Origin of the sequence: uncultured Helicobacter sp. (assembly GCF_937893305.1) — a bacterium.
Lineage (GTDB): Bacteria > Campylobacterota > Campylobacteria > Campylobacterales > Helicobacteraceae > Helicobacter_D.
The window spans coordinates 1-21443 of record NZ_CALBGN010000011.1; the positions used below are offsets into that span (position 1 = coordinate 1).

The window sequence follows — 21443 nt, forward strand, 5'->3', positions numbered from 1 at the left end:
GACTAGGTATTGGACATAAGAGCCATTGGCGAAGATTTTATCGTCACCAAAGAGAATAACTGGATTGTCTGCAGTAGGGGGAATAAAACTACTATTCCAATGCTGAAACTCTCCAAACTTTACATTTTTAAGATTCTCTTCTCTCTTATTCTGCCCATCAGTATCAATAATGATTCTGCCATTACCTTCATCTTCTCTAAAATCCCAACGATTTATTGCTATTTTTCCACCATTTGTGTTTTTAAAGTGTGCATCAGTGCCACTATCTCCGCGTAGGAATTTAAAGGTAGTTCCTGCAAAGCTATTTTCTACATCATCATAAATACCAAGAACTCCACCAATGTTATCAATAGTTTGTTGAATTGTAAAATTACTTCCCCTAACACTATCAAGCCGCATTTCTCCCTTATTTGTAATCTTTCCAGAGACTAGATTTTTGCTTCCCAATCCTGCAAAAAGTGGCATCATAGGATTAACTCTACTAGTTGTCATTTGCAAAGTGGCATTTTTTTCAACTGTAATATCTCCTGATATTTCAGAATCGCCTGTAAAATAAAGAATTGGATCACCAAAATATGATCCTTTATGACTGCCTGTTGTTGCAACTTTTAAATCTCCGCTCATTAGTGCATTTTTATGTAACATTATCCAACTTGAAACATCGCCTATTAAATCAATATTTCCTTCAATTTTACTCCAATTTACAGCTACCATTCCCATCATATTAGTAAATATGCTAGATGGACTTCCTACCAATTCTCCATATTCTTTTAATGAAAATGGTGGCTTATTATTATCTTTACCAATTACCCACCTATCAGAGTCTTTATAACCTTCAAATATTATATCCCCAGTCATTTTACCGCTACCATTTTTTTCATCACCAATCTGTATATTTAAATAGCCACCATTTTTACTTATAATATCCGAAACAATTTCACCTTTTTTGGTAATAATTGAAAAACTAGGGAGATTATTAAAAAAAACATCTGTTTTACCAAATTCTATTTTTGTTCTATTGCCTGCATTAATCCTTCCAAGACTCCCTTCATCAAATTCTATGCTCAAACCTCCATAATTTATTGCTACATCTCCGGCAATATCTAAATGTTTAGTTTTAATATTCACATCACCTTGATTGTCAATATTGTTATTAATAGTTAAACTTTCTCCCTCAAGAGATAATTGCGCAAACTTATCTATACTTGGATACTGCCCATATTGATTTGGTTGCAAATTGTTTATCCAGCTTTCAATAATTTGTTTTCTCTCTTCCTTGCTTTTGTTTGGATCCAATCCCGGAATTCCAGCTTGCGCAGTTGTCAATCTATCAATTGTCAATTTATCAAAAGTAACTTTCTTCTCTATTTTACTTTCGTGCAAACCGCCTATATTGAAATTTAATTCATCTAATTTTGTATCGCTTATATTAGTTGTATTTGGAGTATTATTGTCAATATCGACTTTCAATTGATTAGCAATAATTTCTGGAACAGATTTTTCATCATTTGATTGTGCATAAGCTTGTGAGTGAAAGATAAAAGTAGAAAGTGAAGTTGCAAGAACGCTATAATAAATTGCCTTGCTAGTAAATGGAGCTAAATATCTCTTAAATGCCCCCCCCCCCCGCAGGAATATCAATCATATTAGAATGATTATTTAATGTTTTTTCCATTATTTTTCTCCTTTGTTTGAAGTGTGATTTTGATTTTAAACCTTGCCATTTTATAATAAATTCTTTTAAATCTTAAGTGATGTTGTTACTATTTTTTAAATGAAACAAAAATCATTTTTATTATGCAAAAATAAATTTTAAAATTGATTCCATAATTATAGAGATTTATTAGGCTTTATAAAAAGATTAGGTATGTTTTATAAAGCTTAATTTATTTAATTTGAAGTTACATTTGGTAACGAATATATAGAAATATTAAGAAAGTTTTATTGATTTTTACAAATACCCAAACAGGAATAAAAGCGTAATACAAAAAGAAGTAATAAATGGTGCGCTGAGCGAGACTTGAACTCGCACGGGTCGCCCCGCCACCCCCTCAAGATGGTGTGTCTACCATTCCACCACCAGCGCAAGCCTTAGGCAAGAAGCCTAAGGATAAACTATTAATTAGCCTAAAAATGGGTTTGCATAAAGCAAAATTAATGCAACAACAAGCGTATAAATAACTTGTGCTTCAATCATTGCTAATGCAATAAACATTGTTGTCATTAATTTACCACCAACGCCCGGATTTCTAGCCATACCAGAGATTGTAGCAGCAGCTGTGCTTCCCATACCAATAGCACCACCAAGAGCAGCGATACCTAAGCCAATACCAGCAGCAATTGCCGAATACGACAACAACATTTCATTTCCCTCTGCAGCAAACGCCACGCCAGCTAATGCAAAAAACACTAGAAGTAATTTTTTCATAACTTTCTCCTTAAAATTTCAAAGTCTTTTCGGATCTGTCCCCTACTCAACACTTTGTAAGGGGTGATTATAAACGCATTTAGCTAAATTTTGCTTTAATTTAAGCCCAAAACAAGCCTAGCAAATGTGAAAAATGCAACTTATTTACTCAACTTCTCTTGCAATCCTAGCTCAACTTTGTTTTTATTAAGCGATAACACTTCAACGCGCAACAAATCCCCCACACTCAAATAATCACTTGCTTGCGCACCACGACTGCTTGTGATTTTTGAAATATGCAAAAGCCCATCATAATTGTGTGGCAACTCCACAAATGCCCCAAAATCCACGACTTTTTTTACTCTTCCCTCATACACATCACCCACTTTATAAAGCTCGGCAATGCTAGGCTTATCGCTACTAGCGCTTGTAATTCCTATGATATATTCTTTTGCCGCATCTACTTTTTCTTTATTTCCACCACTTACCTTAACTTCTCCATTATCGCGATTTAAATCAATCGCTACTTCAAATTTTTCAATGATTTCTTTAATTGTCTTACCTGCTTGTCCAATCACTTCTACAATCTTGCTAGGGTGAATTGCAAAAGTTTGTGAGCTAGGGAGAGCCGCTGTATTTAAAACAATCTTCGCTTTTGCTTCTTCCATAATTTCTAAAATATGGAATCGCGCTTCTTTTGCTTGCAATAAAGCACGCTCTAAAATCTCTGTGCTTAAACCTCCAAGCTTAATATCCATTTGTAAAGCTGTGATTCCCTTTTTGCTCCCTGCAACTTTAAAATCCATATCTCCATCGTGATCTTCTAAGCCCATAATATCTGTTAAAACTGCATATTTTTTATCTTCACACACAAGCCCCATTGCCACACCAGCAATTAATGAAGTGCATTGAATATCTGCTGCTGCTAACGCTAAAGAGCCACCACAAACGCTAGCCATTGAACTTGAACCATTAGATTCTAAAATCTCTGATACAAGACGGATTGTTCTTTGTTCTGTATTAACCACACTACATTCTAATGCTCTTTTAGCCAAATTCCCGTGTCCTAGCTCACGCCTACCTGTTGCTCCAATAGGACTTGCCTCGCCCACACTGAAAGGAGGGAAGTTATAATGCACCATAAAACGCTCTTTTGTAGCACCTTTATCTGTTAGCAGTTCATAACTTTGTGCGTCCATTTCACCACCTAGCGTGCAAACCACTAATGCTTGTGTTTGTCCGCGTGTGAAAAGTGCGCTTGCGTGTGCCTTTGGCAAAATGTTTGTTTGGATACTAATAGGACGCACTTCTTTAAGCCCTCTTCCATCAGCTCTTATACCTTCTTCTAAAATCATTGTGCGAATAATCTGTCGCTTTTGTGCATTTAGTGCTTCATTAATGCGTTCTTCTAAGAATTCTATATCTTGTGGATTGCGTTGCGTGTAATCTTGTGCGATTTTTTTGGTAAAAGATTTTAAACGGCTATGGCGTTCTGTTTTAGAAAGTTCTGTAATGATTTCTCTAAGTTCTCTTAAATAGCCTTGCTTGATAAACTCTTGCACTCTTTGGCATTTATGGCTTTTGCGTGTTTGTGATAGCTCTAAAGGCTCTTTTATGCACGCTTTAAAGTGTTCTTTTATGAGTTGGCTCTTTTGATTAATGTTTGTTTTGGCTAATTCTAAAGCCTGCATTAATTCGGCTTCTGTGAGTTCATTTGCGCTAAACTCTACTTGTTTGTCCTCTATTAGTGTGGTAACCAAGCTCAAAGGATTGCTAGGATTTTGTATATCTACACCACCAAATGTGCGCATTTCAATCATCAAAACATCTTCATCAACACCGCTCACAAACAAATCTAGCGTGCTTTGCTCCATTTCTTTTAAGCTAGGATTGATAATAAATTCATTTCCGATTCTACCTATACGCACGCCATTTACGGCAAAATTTAATGGAATCTCTGAAACATATAAAGCTGCGCTCGCCGCATTTAAAGCTAAAAGTTGCAAGTCTGCGTCATTCTCTGCACTTAGCACCATAATGGTAATTTGTGTGGGATAGCAATAATCCTTTGGGAAAAGCGGACGCAAACTCCTATCTACAATCCTTGCTGTAAGTGTTTCAAAATCTCCGGGCTTTGCCTCTCTTTTAACATAGCCACCCGGAAATTTACCTGCTGCATAAGACTTCTCAATATACTGCACAGTTAAAGGCAAAAAATCTTCTTCAACGATACAATCACTATCTACTGCAACACTTGCTAACAATACATTGTTTCCACTTTTATAATACACGCTACCGCTTGCTTGTTTTGCGACATAATCAAAAAGATATTGTTCGTCTTGCTTTAAAAATGAAAGGTTAATTTCACGCATTTACTCTCCTTGTATCTTGTTAAAAACTTCTTCAATTTGCTCTGTTTGAATAGGCGGATAGTCTTTATAGTAATATCCAATATCCACAAAATTTTTTGATTTATAAAGACAAAAGATTCCATCTGTGGCTTCTTCCATAATCTCTGCAACATCATAAGGCGCAACAGGACAAGCAAAATGCACGGTTTTTGCCTGCAAAGTTATCACAGATTTAATTGCAGAAAAAGCCGTTAATCCACTATCAATCCCTTCATCTACAATCAAAACCCTCTTGCCTTTAAAAGAAATCAATGGATTACCCTTGCGATATTGATAAATTAAAGGCAACATTTTGTCTTCATACTGCCTTTGCACTTCTCCATAAATATAATCCAAGCTAATCCCAAAAGAACGCACTAGCGGCTCATTAATCACCACATCGTGCGTTTCTGTCGCCATTGCAATTTCACATTCTGGATTATTAGGTGCTAAGATAGGAGAAGTAAAAAGAAACGCTAAAGGTGCTTTGATGGTTTGTGCTAGGCGATGCGCAAAATAAATACCCTCAAAAGAGATTCCAACTACAATACAATCTTGCCGTTCAAAAAAACTAAGAGGCATATTACTTAACAATTTTTGTAGCGCATCATCACGATTTTCAAATAAAATCTTTCTCCTTGTAGAATGCGCAATATTGCCTGTTTGAAGGATAGGGATAGTAAAATTTTGCATTAACGACCTACTTTGACATCTCCACTTAAAAGTGGAATAAATTTAATGGTTAAAAGCACATATTTATCATCTCTTGCTTCTGCACCTCGTGTTGTTAGCATTGGATAAATTTCACTCACAAATTTTAATCCAAAAGAAAAGCAACGCACGCTTGTTTCAAAACCAATTTGCCAAGTTTTAAAATAATCCTCTTTATAATCATAGCCTAAACCTGCAAAGAGATTTAAATTGGCAAATTCTTTATTAGCACCTGCCATAATATAATTTGCTTCACCATAACGCCCACGGCTCCAATCTACTCGTGCGGAAGAATCGCGAAAAAAATGTCCAAAATACGCGCTTAAATACTCCCCATCATAATGGATCTTATGCGTAGCTTCTGAAATTCTATTTTCTGAATGTGCATAAAAAATATCACTCAAAACACTCCACTCATCATTATAAAAATACTGCACTTCATTTTCTAGCTCACCAACTTTATGTTCATCTTCTAGATAAAAATATTGATACATCTTATGAGAAAGCTTTAAGAAATTAGTTGTATCATAAAAATGCTGTGAAATACTAAGCTTTAATTCTTGAGAATCTCCCGGAAGCGTAAAAAAAGTTGTAAAATCTCCCTTTTTATCCTCAAAACCAGGAACAATATAAAGTGCTTCTAAACCTAGCGTGTGTCCGAAGTTTTCATACTGCTTAACTAAATCCGTATTAGCCTTAAATTGATAATGCTGCGTGATATATTTTCCTGTTTTTAGATCTAGCTCATTTTTGACATTGCTATAATTCACTTGTGTTGCGTAAAATACCGGAGAAATTGATACATTTAAATAATCATTTGCTAGATTTTGAGTAAAAAGAATAGGCAATTGCGCTTCTTGTTGCACTGCACGATAACCGATAGGACGTGTAAAATGCTTGATTTGATAATCAAAACTATAATATAAATCATCAATAAAGAGATTATCAATTTGACGATGATACTGCACTTGTGGCAAGGTTTGAAGCGTTTTAGAGTTGCTTGTAAATTCCAAATCCGAATAATAACGCCCATAGATTCCAACATAATCTGCATCACTTTTTAAAAAATAATTTAGTCTTGAAGTTAAAAGACTACCTTGCAAATCCGCACGCTTTTCTGCATTATCATCAGTCAATCTAAAATAATCAATATCTGATACTTGAGAAACATCTACATAGAGTCCATCTTCGTAAAAATAATTTTGAACATCTGTTAGTAAATCTTTGCGTGCGTATTCTAGTTGGAATCCAAAATGCTCTTGATTTTCTAAATCATAGGTGTTTTGATAACGATTAGAATCACTAAAATATCCAAAATTTGCCCACAGCATTTGGTTTTTGTCATCTACGACCCTAAACTCTCCATACAAGCCCCCACCCCTTTTGGTGCGCATTGTTGGTGTAAGTGTCATATCCCACCAATCTTGCAAGGCAAAATAAACCGGTTGAGAATAAATGATTCCATCATCATTAGAGTTTCCAAGCACAGGATAGAGCAAACCACTTTTGCGTTTATAGCCTGCTGAAAAAGAAAGATAAGGAAAGTAAAGAATTGGCACATCATACACACACAAGCGCGGATTCCAAAGCGTTAGCCACTCTTTATTCACATCATATTTGCCTTCACTTGCTTTGAGTTTCCAAATTGGATTATTCACACTACAAGTAGAAATTGAAGCATTTTGCATTGCATAGACTTCTTTGTCGTATTCTGCACTTTTTGCTTCCACCCATAAACCTGTTGTGGAATCTTGCAAATAAAAAGGCTCTAAGAAAGAATAATCTTCTTGGAGTTTAATTTTCACTTCTTGCGCCTTTAAATACAGCGCATTACCCTTATAAGCATTAACATTGCCACGTAGCGTAATTTCACGCGTTTTTGTATCATAAATCGCTAAATTTGCACTAATATAGTAATCCAAGTTTATGACAGTAGCGTGTCCTTTACCTGTGATAATGGACTGATTGTATTCCATATCATCAGCTAAAAACTCAAAAACAGCTTCTTGCTTGGCATCAAACTGCTTAATAGAAGGACGCGCTTGAAGAGAACTTAATGCAAGAGTTGTTGCCAAAGAAATTGCGATTCCTATTTGTTTTGTCTTTGTTTTAAACATTATAACTCTTTAACTCTACAACAATAGTATTTGCCATCCTATCGTGCAATCCTAAGCGTAAAGCATTTGTCAAAAGATACAAAAACGGCAAATACATCAAAAACTCACTCAATGTTCTAAGCAATGCTCTAATAAAGGCTTGTTTTAGACTTGGATTATCTAAAAGCCCTGTTTCAATGACTTTAATTTTCACCACAATTTTCCCAATTGTCGCTCCATAAAAGCGCACAAAAAGCCAATGATACGCAATTCTCACCACATACAAAATTAGCCACGAACTTGAAATGATATTTAAAACAACTTCAGGATTACCAGCATTTTGTGTAATGCTTTCCCAATACATTCCAATAATCACCATACTCACAAGCAAATCATCAATGATATGCGCAACCACACGCTTCCAAAGTGTAGCAACTTGGATTTCTTCACGCGCCAAAATTTCTTCTATTTTTTCAGGATTCATTAATGACCCAATGCTTGATAAGCAATGTCTTTGCGGTATTGCATACCTACAAATTTCACAGATTCTACACATTGATATGCGTTTTTAACCGCTTCTTGCACACTCTCCCCCTTGCCTACACACACAAGCACGCGCCCACCAGTTGCTAGCAAATCTTCATTTTCTTTGCTAACACCAGCAAAACTAATATGCGATTGTAGATTTTGCGTGTTTAAAATTGTAATTTTTTCCTTTTTAGAGTTTTTATAAGGATAATCCTTAGAAGCTACAACAACTCCTACACAAACCTCATCGCTTAAGCGATATTGCACATTTTTTAAATCCCCATTAGCGCAAGCCAAAAAACAATCTAACAAGCCTTCTTCAAAAAGCGGCATTAACACCTCACACTCAGGATCTCCAAAACGCACATTAAATTCTAGTAAATATGGCTTATTTTTCACCACCATAATCCCACAAAACAGCGTTCCACTAAAAGGACTGCCGTCTTTTGCCATACCATCAAGTGTAGGGATAATAATGCTTTGCTTCACTTCTTCTAAAATTGCCTCACTTGCCAAAGGAGAAGGCGCATAAGCTCCCATACCACCAGTATTTGGACCTTTATCATCATCACATAATCGCTTGTGATCTTGTGCTGCAGGCAAAACAATAAAATCCTTCCCATCACACATTGCAAATACAGAAAGTTCAAAACCATCTAAAAATTCTTCTACAACAATCGTTTTGCCAGACTCCCCAAAACTCTTTCCATCTAGCATTTCCTTTGCGGCGCGTTTTGCTTCTTCATAGCTTTGTGCAATAATTACCCCCTTGCCCGCACATAAACCATCAGCCTTGATGACAATAGGCGTATTTAGCGTTTCAATAAACGCACAAGCCTCCTTATAATCTTGCGTTTGAATAAAGCCTGCTGTTGGAATATCATAACGCTTTGCAAATTCTTTCATATAAGCCTTTGACCCCTCTAATCTAGCAGCTTTTGCGCTTGGACCAAAAGTTGCGATTCCATTTTCTCTTAAGACATCTGCTAGTCCCTCTACAAGTGGAGCTTCAGGACCAATAATTACAAGTCCTATGCGTTCTTTTAAAGCAAAATCTACAAACTCTTTTTGTGTTTTAAAATCTATGTTTTTACCAAGCTTGCTTGTTGCACCATTGCCCGGATAAAAATAGATTCCATCTATTCTGCATTCACTTTGCAATGCAAGTCCAATAGAATACTCCCTTGCACCGCTTCCTACAATCACAACTTCCATTTTTCTACCTTCATTTTAATTTTTAAAATTTTAGATTCCATTCTTTACTTAAGAATTTTAATTTTAGATTCCAACTAAAACTTTAAAAAGCAAAACCCAAGCAGCCGTTACTTTTTGTGTAGCCCAAAAACGGCAACGATTCCAACCACAAGTGGCGCATTAGGCGGCAGATTCTCGTTTCAACTTAAGAAACTCAGGCGAAAACACCATCACACAGAACCAACTATGCAATCAGCAATACTTAAATATGTTGGACCCCAAAATAAAGAAACACGCACTACTTAGGAAGTGCAATTATAAACAATACTAGCTAAAGTGGCTTTTAACTTTAATCCAAAAATTAATAAATTTTAGGCAAAATTACACAAATTTTTAGTGTTTAAGGAAACTTACAATGAAAAAATTACTATCAACATTAGCTTGCGCACTGACTTTAGGCGGAGTTTTGTATGCAGGAGAATGCATTTGTTTTGAGCTAAAAGGAGAATTTGGAGAAGAAATTAAAGCAATTATGAAAAAATACTCCAAAAATTTAGGCAATGACAATATTAAAGTCGTGCGTGAAGATGCAGATTTAACACCACAAGAAAAAAGCTTTTTAGCAAGTATGTTAGGCACGGGAGAAGTTAGTGAAAGTAAGCGTGGAGCAAACTTAGAAAATGGCAAAAAACTCTATGATAGAGATTGTGCAAGTTGCCACGGAGAAAAGGGAGAACTCTCTGTTGCAAGCAAAAAACCTATTAACACTTGGAAAGCTAATGATATTGCCGATGAAATTAAAACCTATGCAAACCAAAGTTTTCAAGGACAATCACGCTTTGTGAAAAACCAAATTGCTCAACGCTATACTAAGCGCGATATGGACGATATTGGAGCATATATAGAAAGCTTGCGTTAACTTTTTTGGATTCTTGCAATTTTAGATTTTGAAAACGCCTTAAAGTTTCATTTAAAATATGCTACAATGCTTACTTTTTTAGATTAAATTGAAGGAAATTTGTGATTTTAAGCCACGAGATTCCGCAAGGTTGCAAGCTTTATTTTGGCAAAAGTGCACGCCTAAAACGCGAAATTGAATCCCTTGCTAGTGCGATTTTATACAGAAATGGGTACGAAGAGATTATCACGCCAACTTTCTCCTATTTAGAGCATCAACGCGACACAAAAAGTCGCGAAGTTGTGCGCACAAATAATCAATACAATCATCAAATTGCTCTACGCAATGATTCTACCATTGACACTATTCGCCTTTTAGCTCCACATTTGCGTGAAAATACTTTAAGTAAGCGTTGGTTTTATATCCAGCCAGTGTTTATTTATCCCACAACTGAAATCCACCAAATCGGTGTGGAAAATTTAGAGAATTGCGATATTGCACCCTTTATCAAAATGTCTTTAGAGATTTTAGATTCCAACTTTTTAAGTCCAAAACAAAAACCATTTTTGCAACTTGCTAATGTGCGTATCCCACAAATTTGTGCGGAGATTTTTGGGATTCCACTTATTGCGTTTGAAAAGATTGATGTTGGCGTGATTGCAAATTCTAGCCCTATTATGCAAGATCTTTTGTCTGTGCATGATGTCAAATCCTTACAAGATTTTCTACAACTCCACAACAATTTAGCACAAAATCTAAAAGAAGCGCTAGAGCAATTAATAAATCTTGCAAAAGCAATGCCTGATTGTATTTTGTCTCCTTTGTATTATGCGCCAATGAGTTATTATACAGGCTTATTTTTTAGATTTTTTGCTGATAATGCAACTTTAATTATGGGCGGAGAATATGCGATTTTAGAACAAAATGCTTGTGGATTTGGGATTTATACTGATGATTTAATTCAATATTTATTAAGGAGTGATAGTGAGTAAAGCAGACTTAATCGTAGGGATTCAATGGGGCGATGAAGGCAAGGGTAAAATGGTGGATTTACTAGCGCGTAATTATGATTTTGTAGTGCGCTATCAAGGGGGACATAATGCAGGGCATACAATTGTTGTTGATGGCAAAAAATATGCTTTACACTTGATCCCATCTGGGATTCTTTATCCAAATTGTAAAAATATTATTGGCAATGGCGTTGTGATTAGTCCAAAGGCACTCATTGCTGAAATGGCACAATTTGAACAAATGCACGGCGGACTTAAAGGGCGTTTATTTATTAGCACAAAGGCGCATTTAATTCTCTCTTACCACGAATTATTAGATAAATTAAGTGAAGAAAAGGCAAAGGTTGCTATTGGCACAACAGGCAAAGGAATCGGACCTGCATACACAGATAAAATCTCACGCAATGGAATCCGTATTGAAGAGCTAAAAGACACGCAAACTCTAGCAAAAAAAGTCTTTGATAAACTCCAAGCTTTAAATGCAAAAGAAAATGCGATTCCAACTTTTAGTCTTGATTCTCTTAAAAACGAACTTGATACTTATGCAAAGGCACTTTTGCCTTATCTTACAAATACAACTGCAATGCTATGGAGAGCAATGGACAATAACGAAAAAATCCTTTGTGAAGGTGCGCAAGGCAGTATGCTAGATATTGACTTTGGGACTTATCCTTTTGTAACAAGCTCCACAACAACAGCAGCAGGAGCTTGCAATGGGACAGGTATCGCACCGCGCGAATTAGGAGAAGTTATTGGAATCACAAAGGCATATTGCACGCGCGTAGGAAATGGTCCATTTCCCACAGAAGAGCTAGGAGAAATCGGAGAAACACTGCGTGAAAAAGGCGGTGAGTTTGGTGTAACAACAGGACGCGCAAGACGTTGTGGATGGCTTGATGCAATGGCAGTTAAATATGCTTGTCGCATTAATGGTGTAAGCGCGCTTGCAATGATGAAGCTTGATGTGCTAGATGGCTTTGAAACAATCCAAGTTTGCACGGGCTATAAAGACTGCAATGGCAATGTTTTAGAAGATTTTCCAAGCGATTTAGCGCAAGTTACACCAATTTATATGCACTTCAAAGGTTGGGACAAAACCGCCGGTGTTAGAGAGTTTTCTAAGTTGCCCAAAAATGCACAAGATTATATTTTAGCTCTAGAAAAATTTATTGGTGTGAAAATTGCGATGATTTCTACAAGCCCTGATAGAAACGATACGATTTTTAGATGATAAAAACAAAATTTACACAGCTTGTGCTTTTGCGCAAAAGAAAAGTTGATGAAGTAGAGTTGATGCTACAAAAAAACGCGCAGCATATCATCGCTAAACAAGGTGAAATTGACGCACTTGTTGCAGAGTTTGCCACGCTAAAAGAACCTCAAAGCGGAATCTACCAAAATTTCTTAGCCTTTGCCCATCACAAGGAAGAATATCGCTCTAGCATTGATTTTAAAATGCAAGAGCTAGCACAACTTAAACAAACAAAAAGAGAATTACAAGAAACTTTTAAGCTTGAAAATATAGAGTATGAAAAGGCAAAATATTTAGATGGCTTAGAGATCAAAAAACTTTTAGAAAAAGCACGCATACAAGAAAGTAGGGATTTAGATGAAATCTCTGTAATGCTCCATACAAACAACAAAGACAAACATTAAAGGAATCCAAAATGAAGCGTTTTTATTTTCTTATTTTTAGCGCACTTGCTCTTAATGCAAACCAAAGCGACAAAGTTATTGATTGTAATATTATTTTTGAGCAACGCAAAGGAGAAATTTTAAGAGAATTAGAAAAAATTGATGAACAACAACAAGCTCTACAAGCTCTACAAAATGCCACACAAAATGTGCTTGACCAAAAAGAACAGGACTTAAAAAAGCGTGAATTAGCCATTGCAAACACACAAAAAGAAATCCAAGAACGCCAAGCCAAAATTGAAAGACTCTTAAAACGCAATGAAGAGATTTTAAAAGAGATAAAAGGCATCACACAAAGCAAGATTGGCGAAACCTACACCACAATGAAAGATTCCAAATCTGCAGCGATTTTACAAAGCTTGCCTGATGATGAAGCCGCCACAATTTTGTTTGCGCTAGATACAAAAATCACAAGCAAGATTCTCTCTAAAATGGATCCCCAAAAAGCAGCCACACTTACTACTCTCCTGCAAAAAGGACCACCCTTTAAAAAGAATTCCACAGAAGAAGAAACCAAGCAACAATAGAAACTGATTAATCAAAACTTAAATTAAGCTTTTTTTAATAAACTTAAGCTATAATTTCACCTTTATTCCAAAAGATTTTTGGACTTTTAAGTAATACATTTTAGGAAAGGCAACGCAATGAATATGACCAAAATGGCAAAAGCCAATGAAATTAAACGCGAATGGGTTGTTTTAGACGCAGAGGGCAAAACTTTTGGACGCCTTATTACCGAAATCGCAACACTACTTAGAGGTAAGCATAAGCCGCTTTATACACCAAATGTAGATTGTGGAGATTTTGTGATCGTTATCAACGCTCCAAAAGCCAAGTTTAGCGGTATGAAACTAGAAGATAAAGAATACTTTACACACTCTGGTTACTTTGGAAGCACAAAGTCTAAAACACTAAAAGAAATGCTGGAAAAACACCCAGAGAAGCTCTATAGGCTTGCAGTTAGAGGTATGCTCCCTAAGACAAAGCTAGGGCGCGCAATGCTTAAGAAGTTAAAAGTTTATTGTGATGCAAATCATCCACATAGCGCACAAGTTTCAAAATAAGGATTGAGATATGGCAAAAATTTATGCAACAGGAAAGAGAAAAACAGCAATCGCAAAAGTTTGGCTAACTCCGGGGACAGGAAAACTAAGCATTAATGACACAAATCTTAATGATTGGCTTGGCGGACACGAAGCAATTAAAATGAAAGTTATGCAACCTTTATTGCTAACAAAACAAGAAAAAAGCGTGGATATTATCGCGCAAACACAAGGTAGCGGCTATTCTGCACAAGCTGAAGCACTACGCCACGGAATCTCTAAAGCTCTAGCATTGTATGACAAAAACTTTAGAACAATTCTTAAGCCAAAAGGACTATTAACGCGTGATTCTAGAGTCGTTGAGCGTAAGAAATACGGAAAGCGCAAAGCAAGAAGAAGTCCGCAATTCTCAAAAAGATAATGGCTTTTTACAGGGTCCTTTTTGGGCTCTTGCAATATTTTGGAAAAGCATTTTGCACAATATGCTAAAAACCGATTCCAACTTCTCTACCAAAATCTCATTACACTTTCTTTTTATTCTTATTCTTTGTGGTATTCATTTTGGATTCCATTACTTAGACTTTAAATTTTTTTTAAGCGATTCTAAAAATTTCATTGATGATACTTTAATTTTAACTTCCTTTGATGCCTATTACTACGCAAAAGGCGCAAGAGAATTTTTAGGATTTTTAAACTCTTTTGATTTAAACAGCCTTTTAAACGCATTCTCTACACTGCCCTTTTTATCTCTTTTAGGTGGAATCCTTGCAAAATTGACTTCTTTAGGATTTTCTCTTAGTTTTTCAAGCGTAATTTTTAGTGCCACACTTGCGCCCACTATCTATGCGCTTAATTATTTCGTGCTTCGTTTCTTGGCACAAAAAAGCTATTTTTCTCAAAATATCTTAGCCTTTATTGCCTTCCTTTCTAGTTTGATTGCTTTGTTCTTGCCAAGTTTTTATCAGCGTGTTGGAGCAGGATATTTTGATACAGATATGCTTTTATTAACGCTACCTTTGTGCGCGCTAGTTTTTTTATTACACTTCACACAGACGCAACGCTTTTTATCACTTGTTTTTTTCGCGCTTTTTGGTTTTCTTGCAATCAATTGGCATAATGGAATCCAAAATTTACTTTTATTAGGATTTTTGCTGTTTTTATTTTTAGAATTTATTTTTGCCTTATTGTTTCGTAAAATCCCAAATAATAGCTTAATTTTAGCAAGTCTTTTCTTTGTAATTTTAACACCATCTGCTTTTTGTTTGCCTGTGTTAATTGCTTTATTGCTTGCTTTTAGATTCTATCCAAGAGCAATTTGGCTTTATGTTTGTGTTGCTATGATTTATGCGGCGACTTTTGGTTTATTTAATCCACTCATTGCTCAAATTAATGCGTATATTTTTGGTTCTACACAGCACGCAAGCGATTTTATTTTTGCTTCTGTTGTCAATGCCATTTTAGAAACAAGCCCCACAACACCTCCTGTGTTAATCACGCGCAATGGTGGAATCTTAATTTTCACACTTGGGATTTTAGGCTTTATCATCTTGCTTTATCAATTTGCATTCGCACTTTTTAAAACACTAATCTTTCGCCAATCCCCCAATAGAATCTTGCTCTACTTAAATCTTTTTTTACTCCCTTTTTGTCTTTTAGGATTTTTTTCTTTGCATTTAGGTGTGCGCTTTAGCTTCTTTTTAGTGCCAATTATTGCGCTTGGAATCGCATTATTTTTGCTTTTTTTCTTAGCAAAATGTTACAACTTCTTAACTTTCTGTCTTTTTGCAAGCTCCATTATCTTGCCCCTATCTCTTACAACGCTTAATTACTCAATCCCAAAACCCATCTTATCCGCAGAAGAAATTCACGCCTTTAAAATTTTAGATTCTAAACTTAGCACAAATGACTTTATTTTTTCTTGGTGGGATTATGGCTATGCGTTGCGCTACTTTACAAAAGCGCAAGTGTTTTTAGATGGAGGACGACACTCTGGAGCTGTGAATTATCCTATTGCTAAAATTTTGCTAAGTGATTCTAAAGAATTGTTTTATAATTTTTCGCGACTTCTAGCGCAAAATCTGCAAAATACGGAATCCAAAATGTGGAATCGTATTTTTTCTTTAATGCTAAATTATGCAAATGTAGAAGACTTTTTAAACTCTTTAAAGCAGGGCTACCAAAACATCTCTTTAGCACACAACGCACAAGTGTATTGGGTGCTCCCTATGCGTATTTTGCCACTACTTGCAAACATCAACATCTTTGCTAATTTAAACCCAGAAAATGGAAAACCCTTAAAAGAATCTAGCGTTTTTGTCTATTTTAACAATACAAAAAATCCACAAAACTACAAAATCCATCAAGAAATAGATCTCTATGAAGATTTTTACATTTATACAACTTTTCATCACCAAAAAACACCATTAACACAAATAAATTTTGGAGAAAACTCCCTGTTATTAAGCGTTGATTATCTAAAGAGTAATATGATTTCTTTAATGATTTTTCAAAAACTCCCTAAAAATGTATGTGCTAGCGGAGAAAGCGTGCGCATTTATCACATAAAGGATTCTAAATGTGTGGAATTGCAGGATCAATAAACCAACAAAAACTACCCGTTGAGCGCATTTATACATTAATGCGCCACAGAGGACCAGATGCCAAAGGAGCATTTTATGATCTCACAAAATGGGGCTTGTTGCAGTTTTTTCATGCACGCTTAAGTATCCAAGACTTAAGCACTCTTGCACATCAACCTATGCAACATAAGGATTTGTGCTTAGTGTTTAATGGAGAGATTTATAACCATTTAGAGTTTAGAAAAAATCTTGACTTCGCTTTTAAAACACATAGCGACACAGAAACAATCCTAGCACTTTTTGCAAACTATGGTGAAGCATTTTTAGAAAACCTAAATGCCTTTGATGGAATGTTTGCCTTTGCTCTTTATGACAAAGCAACGCAAAAAGTCTATTTTGCACGCGATAGAATGGGCAAAAAACCTTTGTTTTATTATCAAGACTCCGAACAATTTGCCTTTGCAAGCGAGTTAAATACACTCCAAGCTCTAGTTAAAACGCCCTTAAAAATGGATTTTGACGCAATCAATTTTTATCTCCAAAGTGGCTTTTTCTATCGCGATGGCGCACCTTATAAAAACACTTTTGCCTTGCCAAATGCAAGTTATGGAATCTTAGATTTAAACACACATTCTTTAGAAATTAAAACTTATTTTGATTTACAAACTTGCTATCAAGCCCCAAAGATCACTAACGAAATTGAAGCCCTACAAACTTGTGAAGCATTACTAAAACAAAGCATTCAAAACCGCATAGAATCTTCTGATTTAGAAGTAGGCGCATTTTTAAGTGGCGGGATTGATAGCTCACTAATTGTTGCACTAAGCTCACAAATCACACCAAAACTCCGCACTTTTACTGTGAGCTTTGATGGTTCTAGTTTTGATGAATCCACCCTTGCAAGCATAACTGCAAAACGCTACAACACCATACACACAACGCTAAAAATTCACACAAATCTAAAAGAAGATGTCCCAAAAATCTTACAAAACTATGGGCGTCCCTTTTTTGATAGTTCGGCAATCCCTAGCTATTATGTCGCAAAAGCAGCAAAAGAACATTTAAGCGTGATTTTAAATGGCGATGGAGCTGATGAGCTTTTTGGCGGGTATCGCCGCTATGTTGGACATTTGCTATTAAGCAAGGTTCTCCCTTTTAGCTCTTTTGCAAAGTTCTTTAAAAGCCCCAACAAAAAACAATCTCTATATAACTACTTTTATCGCCTCTTACAAATGGCAAATGCCTATAAAAAAGATTTATCAGAATATTATTTGCGCGCAACAACAGATATTTTTATAGGATTTCATAATTTTACGATTTATCCTAGTTTTAAAGAAGAGCTAGAATCGGTTTTTAAAAGCAATTTATCCACATTATCTAAAATGCTCTTTTTAGATACTAATAATCTACTTCTTTGTGATTTATTGCCTAAAATGGATATTGCAACAATGGCGCATTCTTTAGAAGGGCGTTCTCCTTTTCTTTCTAAATCTCTTGTAGAGTTTGCACCACGCCTAGATGATCGTCTAAAGGTGCGCAATAAAACCACAAAATATCTTTTAAGAAAACTTGCAGAAAAATATTTAGATAAAGCAGTCTATAATGCTCCAAAAAGAGGCTTTGAAGTGCCTTTAGTTGCGTGGATAGATGGAGAGTTGCAAAGCTTGATTTTTGACACATTAACAAGCCCTAAAATCGCACAAGAATTTTTAGAAAAAAATATGATAGAATCGCTCTGTTTTAAACCGCATCTCTACCCAAAAGAAAAACGCGCAAAAATGCTTTGGAGTTTGTTTGCGCTTGAAGTTTGGCATCAAAACAAAGGATTATAATGCAACTCTCACAAGAAGAATTAGAACGCTATGGACGCAATATTTTGCTTGCAGGAATAGGGCAAGAAGGGCAATTAAAACTTAAAAATGCGCGTGTGTTTGTCGCAGGTGCTGGTGGGCTTGGCTCTCCTATTTTATACTATTTAGCAGCCGCTGGTGTAGGAAATTTAGGGATTTGCGATGGAGATGTTGTAGATCAAAGTAATTTACAAAGACAAATCCTGCACAACACTCAAGATCTAAACAAAAACAAAGCAGATTCCGCATTTGAAAAACTACATTTACTAAATCCAAATATAAATTTACAAGTCTTCAAAGAACGCTTAAATCCACAAAACATCTTAACATACATCAAGGATTATGATATTGTCATAGAAGCCACAGATGTTTTTAGTGCGAAATTTTTGATTAATGATGCCTGTGTTTTAGCAAATAAAATCTTAGTGCGCGGAAGTGCGCTTGCCTTTAGCGGACAAGCAATGAGCATAAAACCAAAGGTTAGCGCGTGTTATGCCTGCTTATTTAATGCGCCACCAAAAACAGCAATGCCAACTAGCGCAAGCGTTGGAATCTTAGGGGCTGCTGCTGGATTATTTGGCTGCATTGAAGCAAATGAGGCAATAAAAATCATCACAGATATTGGCGAACCACTTTTTGATAAACTCTTAACTTGCGATGTGCGCTCACTAGATTTTAGAACCATTGCGATTAAACGGAATCCAAATTGCCGCGTCTGTGGAAACAATGGAATCACAAAACTTGATGAAACTCTCTACCAATAATGCTAGAAAATCACTTAACCTTTGGGAATTTTATGCAAGAATGGCTCTATGGAGATGGAGCAATTTTTGGCAAAGAAGGCTATTACAAGCAAGCGCGTGTCGGCAAGGATTTAGATTTTTATACAAATGTGAGTGTGGGGAAGTTTTTTGGCTATACTTTGGGCTTTTATCTTTATGGTCTTTTAGAGAAGCTAAAAGGCAGAATCGCACTTGTAGAAATCGGTAGTGAAAAGGGCGATTTAATCGCTGATATTGCGGAATTTTTTAACGCTTTTAATCCACAATGCAAGCTAGATTTTGCCACACTTGAGCCACTAATCCCCTTGCAATCCTTACAACAAAACACCTTTAAAACACGGAATCCTAATTTAAAACTCCATACATTTTGCAATTTTAAAGAACTAAAAGAAGCGCATTATGATTGCCTGCTATTTGTTAGCAATGAGCTTTTAGACGCTTTTGCGTGCGAGCTAGTTTGGCAAGATTCTATGGCTTTTGTCCATAAAGAAAGCCTAGAACTCACCTTCGCCCCTATAAGCAAAGAAATGCTTGAGATTGCAGAAATCTTTAAAATCACAAAAGGAGAGATCCCATTACACGCCCTTAGTTTCGTAAAATCTCTAACAAATTGTGCATCAAAATGGCTTTTTATGGGTTTTGATTATGGGGGTTTAGAGCCGCGCAATGCGTTTTCTTTGCGCTTTTATCAAAATCACAAAACAGAAAATCTCTTTTTAGACTCACAAACTCCTAATCAAAAACTCTTAAAAAACTTTGCTCTTATGGATATGACTTATGATGTCAATTTCACACTTTGGCAGCACATCTTTTCACAATTTGGGGGTAAAACTTGGCTAATGCATCACCAAAATCGTGCATTAGTTGAAATGGGATTAGATAAAATGTGTGCTTGGTATATTGAAAAATTTGGCTTAGAAACTTATATGCGCCAAAGCGGAAAACTCCGCACACTCATCTCTCCGGGATCTTTTGGAGAAAGATTTTTTGGCTTTGTGTTTGCAAATCTCTAAAAACCTGCTTCTTATGAAATCTTAAACTCTAAAAACATACAATACGATTTTTCAAAAAAGGATTCTAATGTCTAATGCTGTAATGATTCTCTCTATAATGATCTTTACCGCGCTAATTGTAGCGTCAAACTATCTTGTGCAGTTTCCCTTAAATGACTTTTTTACTTATGGTGCGCTTACCTATCCTTTTACCTTTTTGTTAGCAGATATTCTAGCAGAACGCTACACAAAGCAAGAAGTGCTAAAAGTTGTGCGATTTGGAATCCTTTTTGCCTTTATTCCATCAATGTTTCTAGCAGAATTTAGAATTGCAATCGCAAGCGTCAGTGCGTTTTTCATCTCTCAACAAGCTGATGTTTATGCATTTTACTGGATTAAATCTAAATTACCAAAAATTTGGTGGCTAAGAAGTGCTGGAAGCACAGCATTTTCTCAATTTATTGATACGATGATTTTCTTTCATATTGCGTTTTTATTTGTTATGCCTTGGCAAAATGTGTTAATGTTAATGCTTGGAGATTATCTAATGAAATTCATTTTTGCATTTGCAAATACTCCACTTTTTTATCTCTTTGGGATTAAAATGCAAAAACTCTTTGGGGTGTTTGCGCGATGAGTGTGGAATCCAAAAAACGCAAGGTTGTGTTTTTTGACCGCGATGATGTTGTAAATCTTGAAGACGCTCCCTATGGATATAAGATTGACACTTTTTATTTCGCTCCCTTTTTTATGGAGCTCTTTTTGGAGCTAAAAAAACAAGATGCGCTGTGTTTTGTGGTAACCAATCAATCAGGCATTAATCGTGGAATCTTCACGCAAAAAGACTTTGAAATTCTCACATCCTTTATGCAAAGCTGTATTAAATCCTGCCTTACGATCCCTTTGCGTCAAAGTGGTTTTATGCCAAAAAACATAGGCTTTGATGGAGTGTATTTTTGCCCACATACCAAAGAAGAGCAATGTGCTTGTCGTAAGCCTAACTCTAAAATGCTAGAACAAGCCATAAAAGACTTCAATTTAGATCTTGAACATTACGATTCTTATATTTTAGGCGATAAAGATACAGATATGCAAGCGGGACTTAAAGTAGGCGTTAAAACGCGTATTCTAGTTGGAAATAACGAAGCACCAAATGCAACACACAGAGTAAATAATCTACAAGAAGCTATAAAGATTCTCTGTTAAAGTTCTTATTCATAATGGTTGCAAAATTAATTTTAAAAAGTTGGAATTCAAATAGGGATTTA

General features: G+C 35.8%; 20 protein-coding genes and 1 tRNA gene. 13 read left to right on the plus strand and 8 right to left on the minus strand.

The window, feature by feature from the left end; genetic code table 11:
* The 8 genes from Q0358_RS01635 to purD form a co-directional block, all read right to left on the minus strand.
* The coding region (locus Q0358_RS01635; RefSeq protein ID WP_299546344.1) for a hypothetical protein at window positions 1-1641 on the minus strand (1641 nt) is incomplete at its 3' end.
* 361 nt (window positions 1642-2002) lie between these two features.
* A tRNA-Leu gene (locus Q0358_RS01640) sits at window positions 2003-2086 on the minus strand.
* Between the two features lie 36 nt (window positions 2087-2122).
* Entirely contained in the window at window positions 2123-2428 is a 306-nt protein-coding gene (locus Q0358_RS01645) for a F0F1 ATP synthase subunit C (protein ID WP_006802245.1), read from the minus strand.
* Between the two features lie 140 nt (window positions 2429-2568).
* On the minus strand, window positions 2569-4779 hold the full coding sequence (locus tag Q0358_RS01650; protein ID WP_299546351.1) for a polyribonucleotide nucleotidyltransferase: 2211 nt from the start codon (window positions 4777-4779) through the stop codon (window positions 2569-2571).
* Window positions 4780-5490, minus strand: a complete 711-nt coding sequence (locus tag Q0358_RS01655) for a phosphoribosyltransferase family protein (protein WP_299546353.1) — start codon at window positions 5488-5490, stop codon at window positions 4780-4782. It lies immediately after the preceding gene.
* A complete protein-coding gene (lptD, locus tag Q0358_RS01660) occupies window positions 5490-7625 on the minus strand; it encodes an LPS assembly protein LptD (RefSeq protein WP_299546355.1) in 2136 nt (711 codons plus the stop codon). The genes Q0358_RS01655 and lptD overlap by 1 nt, the downstream gene beginning before the upstream one ends.
* Window positions 7618-8088, minus strand: a complete 471-nt coding sequence (locus Q0358_RS01665) for an RDD family protein (protein ID WP_299546357.1) — start codon at window positions 8086-8088, stop codon at window positions 7618-7620. The genes lptD and Q0358_RS01665 overlap by 8 nt, the downstream gene beginning before the upstream one ends.
* A complete protein-coding gene (gene purD, locus Q0358_RS01670; protein ID WP_299546359.1) occupies window positions 8088-9347 on the minus strand; it encodes a phosphoribosylamine--glycine ligase in 1260 nt (419 codons plus the stop codon). Before purD ends, Q0358_RS01665 begins: the two co-directional genes overlap by 1 nt.
* 394 nt (window positions 9348-9741) lie before the next feature.
* Between purD and Q0358_RS01675 the strand changes: the two genes are divergently transcribed.
* From Q0358_RS01675 to Q0358_RS01735, 13 genes are all read left to right on the plus strand, one after another.
* The gene (locus Q0358_RS01675; protein ID WP_299546361.1) at window positions 9742-10245 is read left to right on the plus strand and encodes a cytochrome c; all 504 of its coding nucleotides are present in this window, start codon (window positions 9742-9744) and stop codon (window positions 10243-10245) included.
* Between the two features lie 101 nt (window positions 10246-10346).
* A complete protein-coding gene (locus Q0358_RS01680; RefSeq protein ID WP_299546363.1) occupies window positions 10347-11216 on the plus strand; it encodes an ATP phosphoribosyltransferase regulatory subunit in 870 nt (289 codons plus the stop codon).
* Window positions 11206-12465 carry an adenylosuccinate synthase gene (locus Q0358_RS01685; protein WP_299546479.1) on the plus strand — a complete coding sequence of 420 codons (1260 nt, stop codon included), beginning with the start codon at window positions 11206-11208 and terminating at the stop codon, window positions 12463-12465. Before Q0358_RS01680 ends, Q0358_RS01685 begins: the two co-directional genes overlap by 11 nt.
* Window positions 12462-12890, plus strand: a complete 429-nt coding sequence (locus Q0358_RS01690) for a flagellar export protein FliJ (RefSeq protein WP_299546365.1) — start codon at window positions 12462-12464, stop codon at window positions 12888-12890. Before Q0358_RS01685 ends, Q0358_RS01690 begins: the two co-directional genes overlap by 4 nt.
* 11 nt (window positions 12891-12901) lie before the next feature.
* Window positions 12902-13456 (plus strand): MotE family protein, encoded by a 555-nt coding sequence (locus Q0358_RS01695; RefSeq protein ID WP_299546367.1) that lies wholly within the window; start codon window positions 12902-12904, stop codon window positions 13454-13456.
* Window positions 13457-13579: 123 nt separating this feature from the next.
* Window positions 13580-13993: a 50S ribosomal protein L13 gene (rplM, locus tag Q0358_RS01700; RefSeq protein WP_299546481.1), complete on the plus strand. Its 414-nt coding sequence runs from the start codon at window positions 13580-13582 to the stop codon at window positions 13991-13993.
* Between the two features lie 10 nt (window positions 13994-14003).
* Window positions 14004-14393 (plus strand): 30S ribosomal protein S9, encoded by a 390-nt coding sequence (gene rpsI, locus Q0358_RS01705; protein WP_299546369.1) that lies wholly within the window; start codon window positions 14004-14006, stop codon window positions 14391-14393.
* Complete coding sequence (locus Q0358_RS01710; RefSeq protein ID WP_299546371.1) at window positions 14317-16572, plus strand: STT3 domain-containing protein; 2256 nt, start codon at window positions 14317-14319, stop codon at window positions 16570-16572. Before rpsI ends, Q0358_RS01710 begins: the two co-directional genes overlap by 77 nt.
* Entirely contained in the window at window positions 16548-18383 is a 1836-nt protein-coding gene (gene asnB, locus Q0358_RS01715; protein WP_299546373.1) for an asparagine synthase (glutamine-hydrolyzing), read from the plus strand. The genes Q0358_RS01710 and asnB overlap by 25 nt, the downstream gene beginning before the upstream one ends.
* Complete coding sequence (locus Q0358_RS01720; RefSeq protein ID WP_299546375.1) at window positions 18383-19165, plus strand: HesA/MoeB/ThiF family protein; 783 nt, start codon at window positions 18383-18385, stop codon at window positions 19163-19165. The genes asnB and Q0358_RS01720 overlap by 1 nt, the downstream gene beginning before the upstream one ends.
* Window positions 19166-19197: 32 nt before the next feature.
* Window positions 19198-20196, plus strand: coding sequence for an SAM-dependent methyltransferase (locus Q0358_RS01725; protein ID WP_299546377.1), 999 nt, complete (start codon window positions 19198-19200; stop codon window positions 20194-20196).
* Window positions 20197-20263: 67 nt separating this feature from the next.
* Window positions 20264-20812: a queuosine precursor transporter gene (locus Q0358_RS01730; protein WP_299546379.1), complete on the plus strand. Its 549-nt coding sequence runs from the start codon at window positions 20264-20266 to the stop codon at window positions 20810-20812.
* The gene (locus tag Q0358_RS01735) at window positions 20809-21381 is read left to right on the plus strand and encodes an HAD family hydrolase (RefSeq protein ID WP_299546381.1); all 573 of its coding nucleotides are present in this window, start codon (window positions 20809-20811) and stop codon (window positions 21379-21381) included. Before Q0358_RS01730 ends, Q0358_RS01735 begins: the two co-directional genes overlap by 4 nt.
* The last annotated feature ends 62 nt before the right edge of the window (window positions 21382-21443 follow it).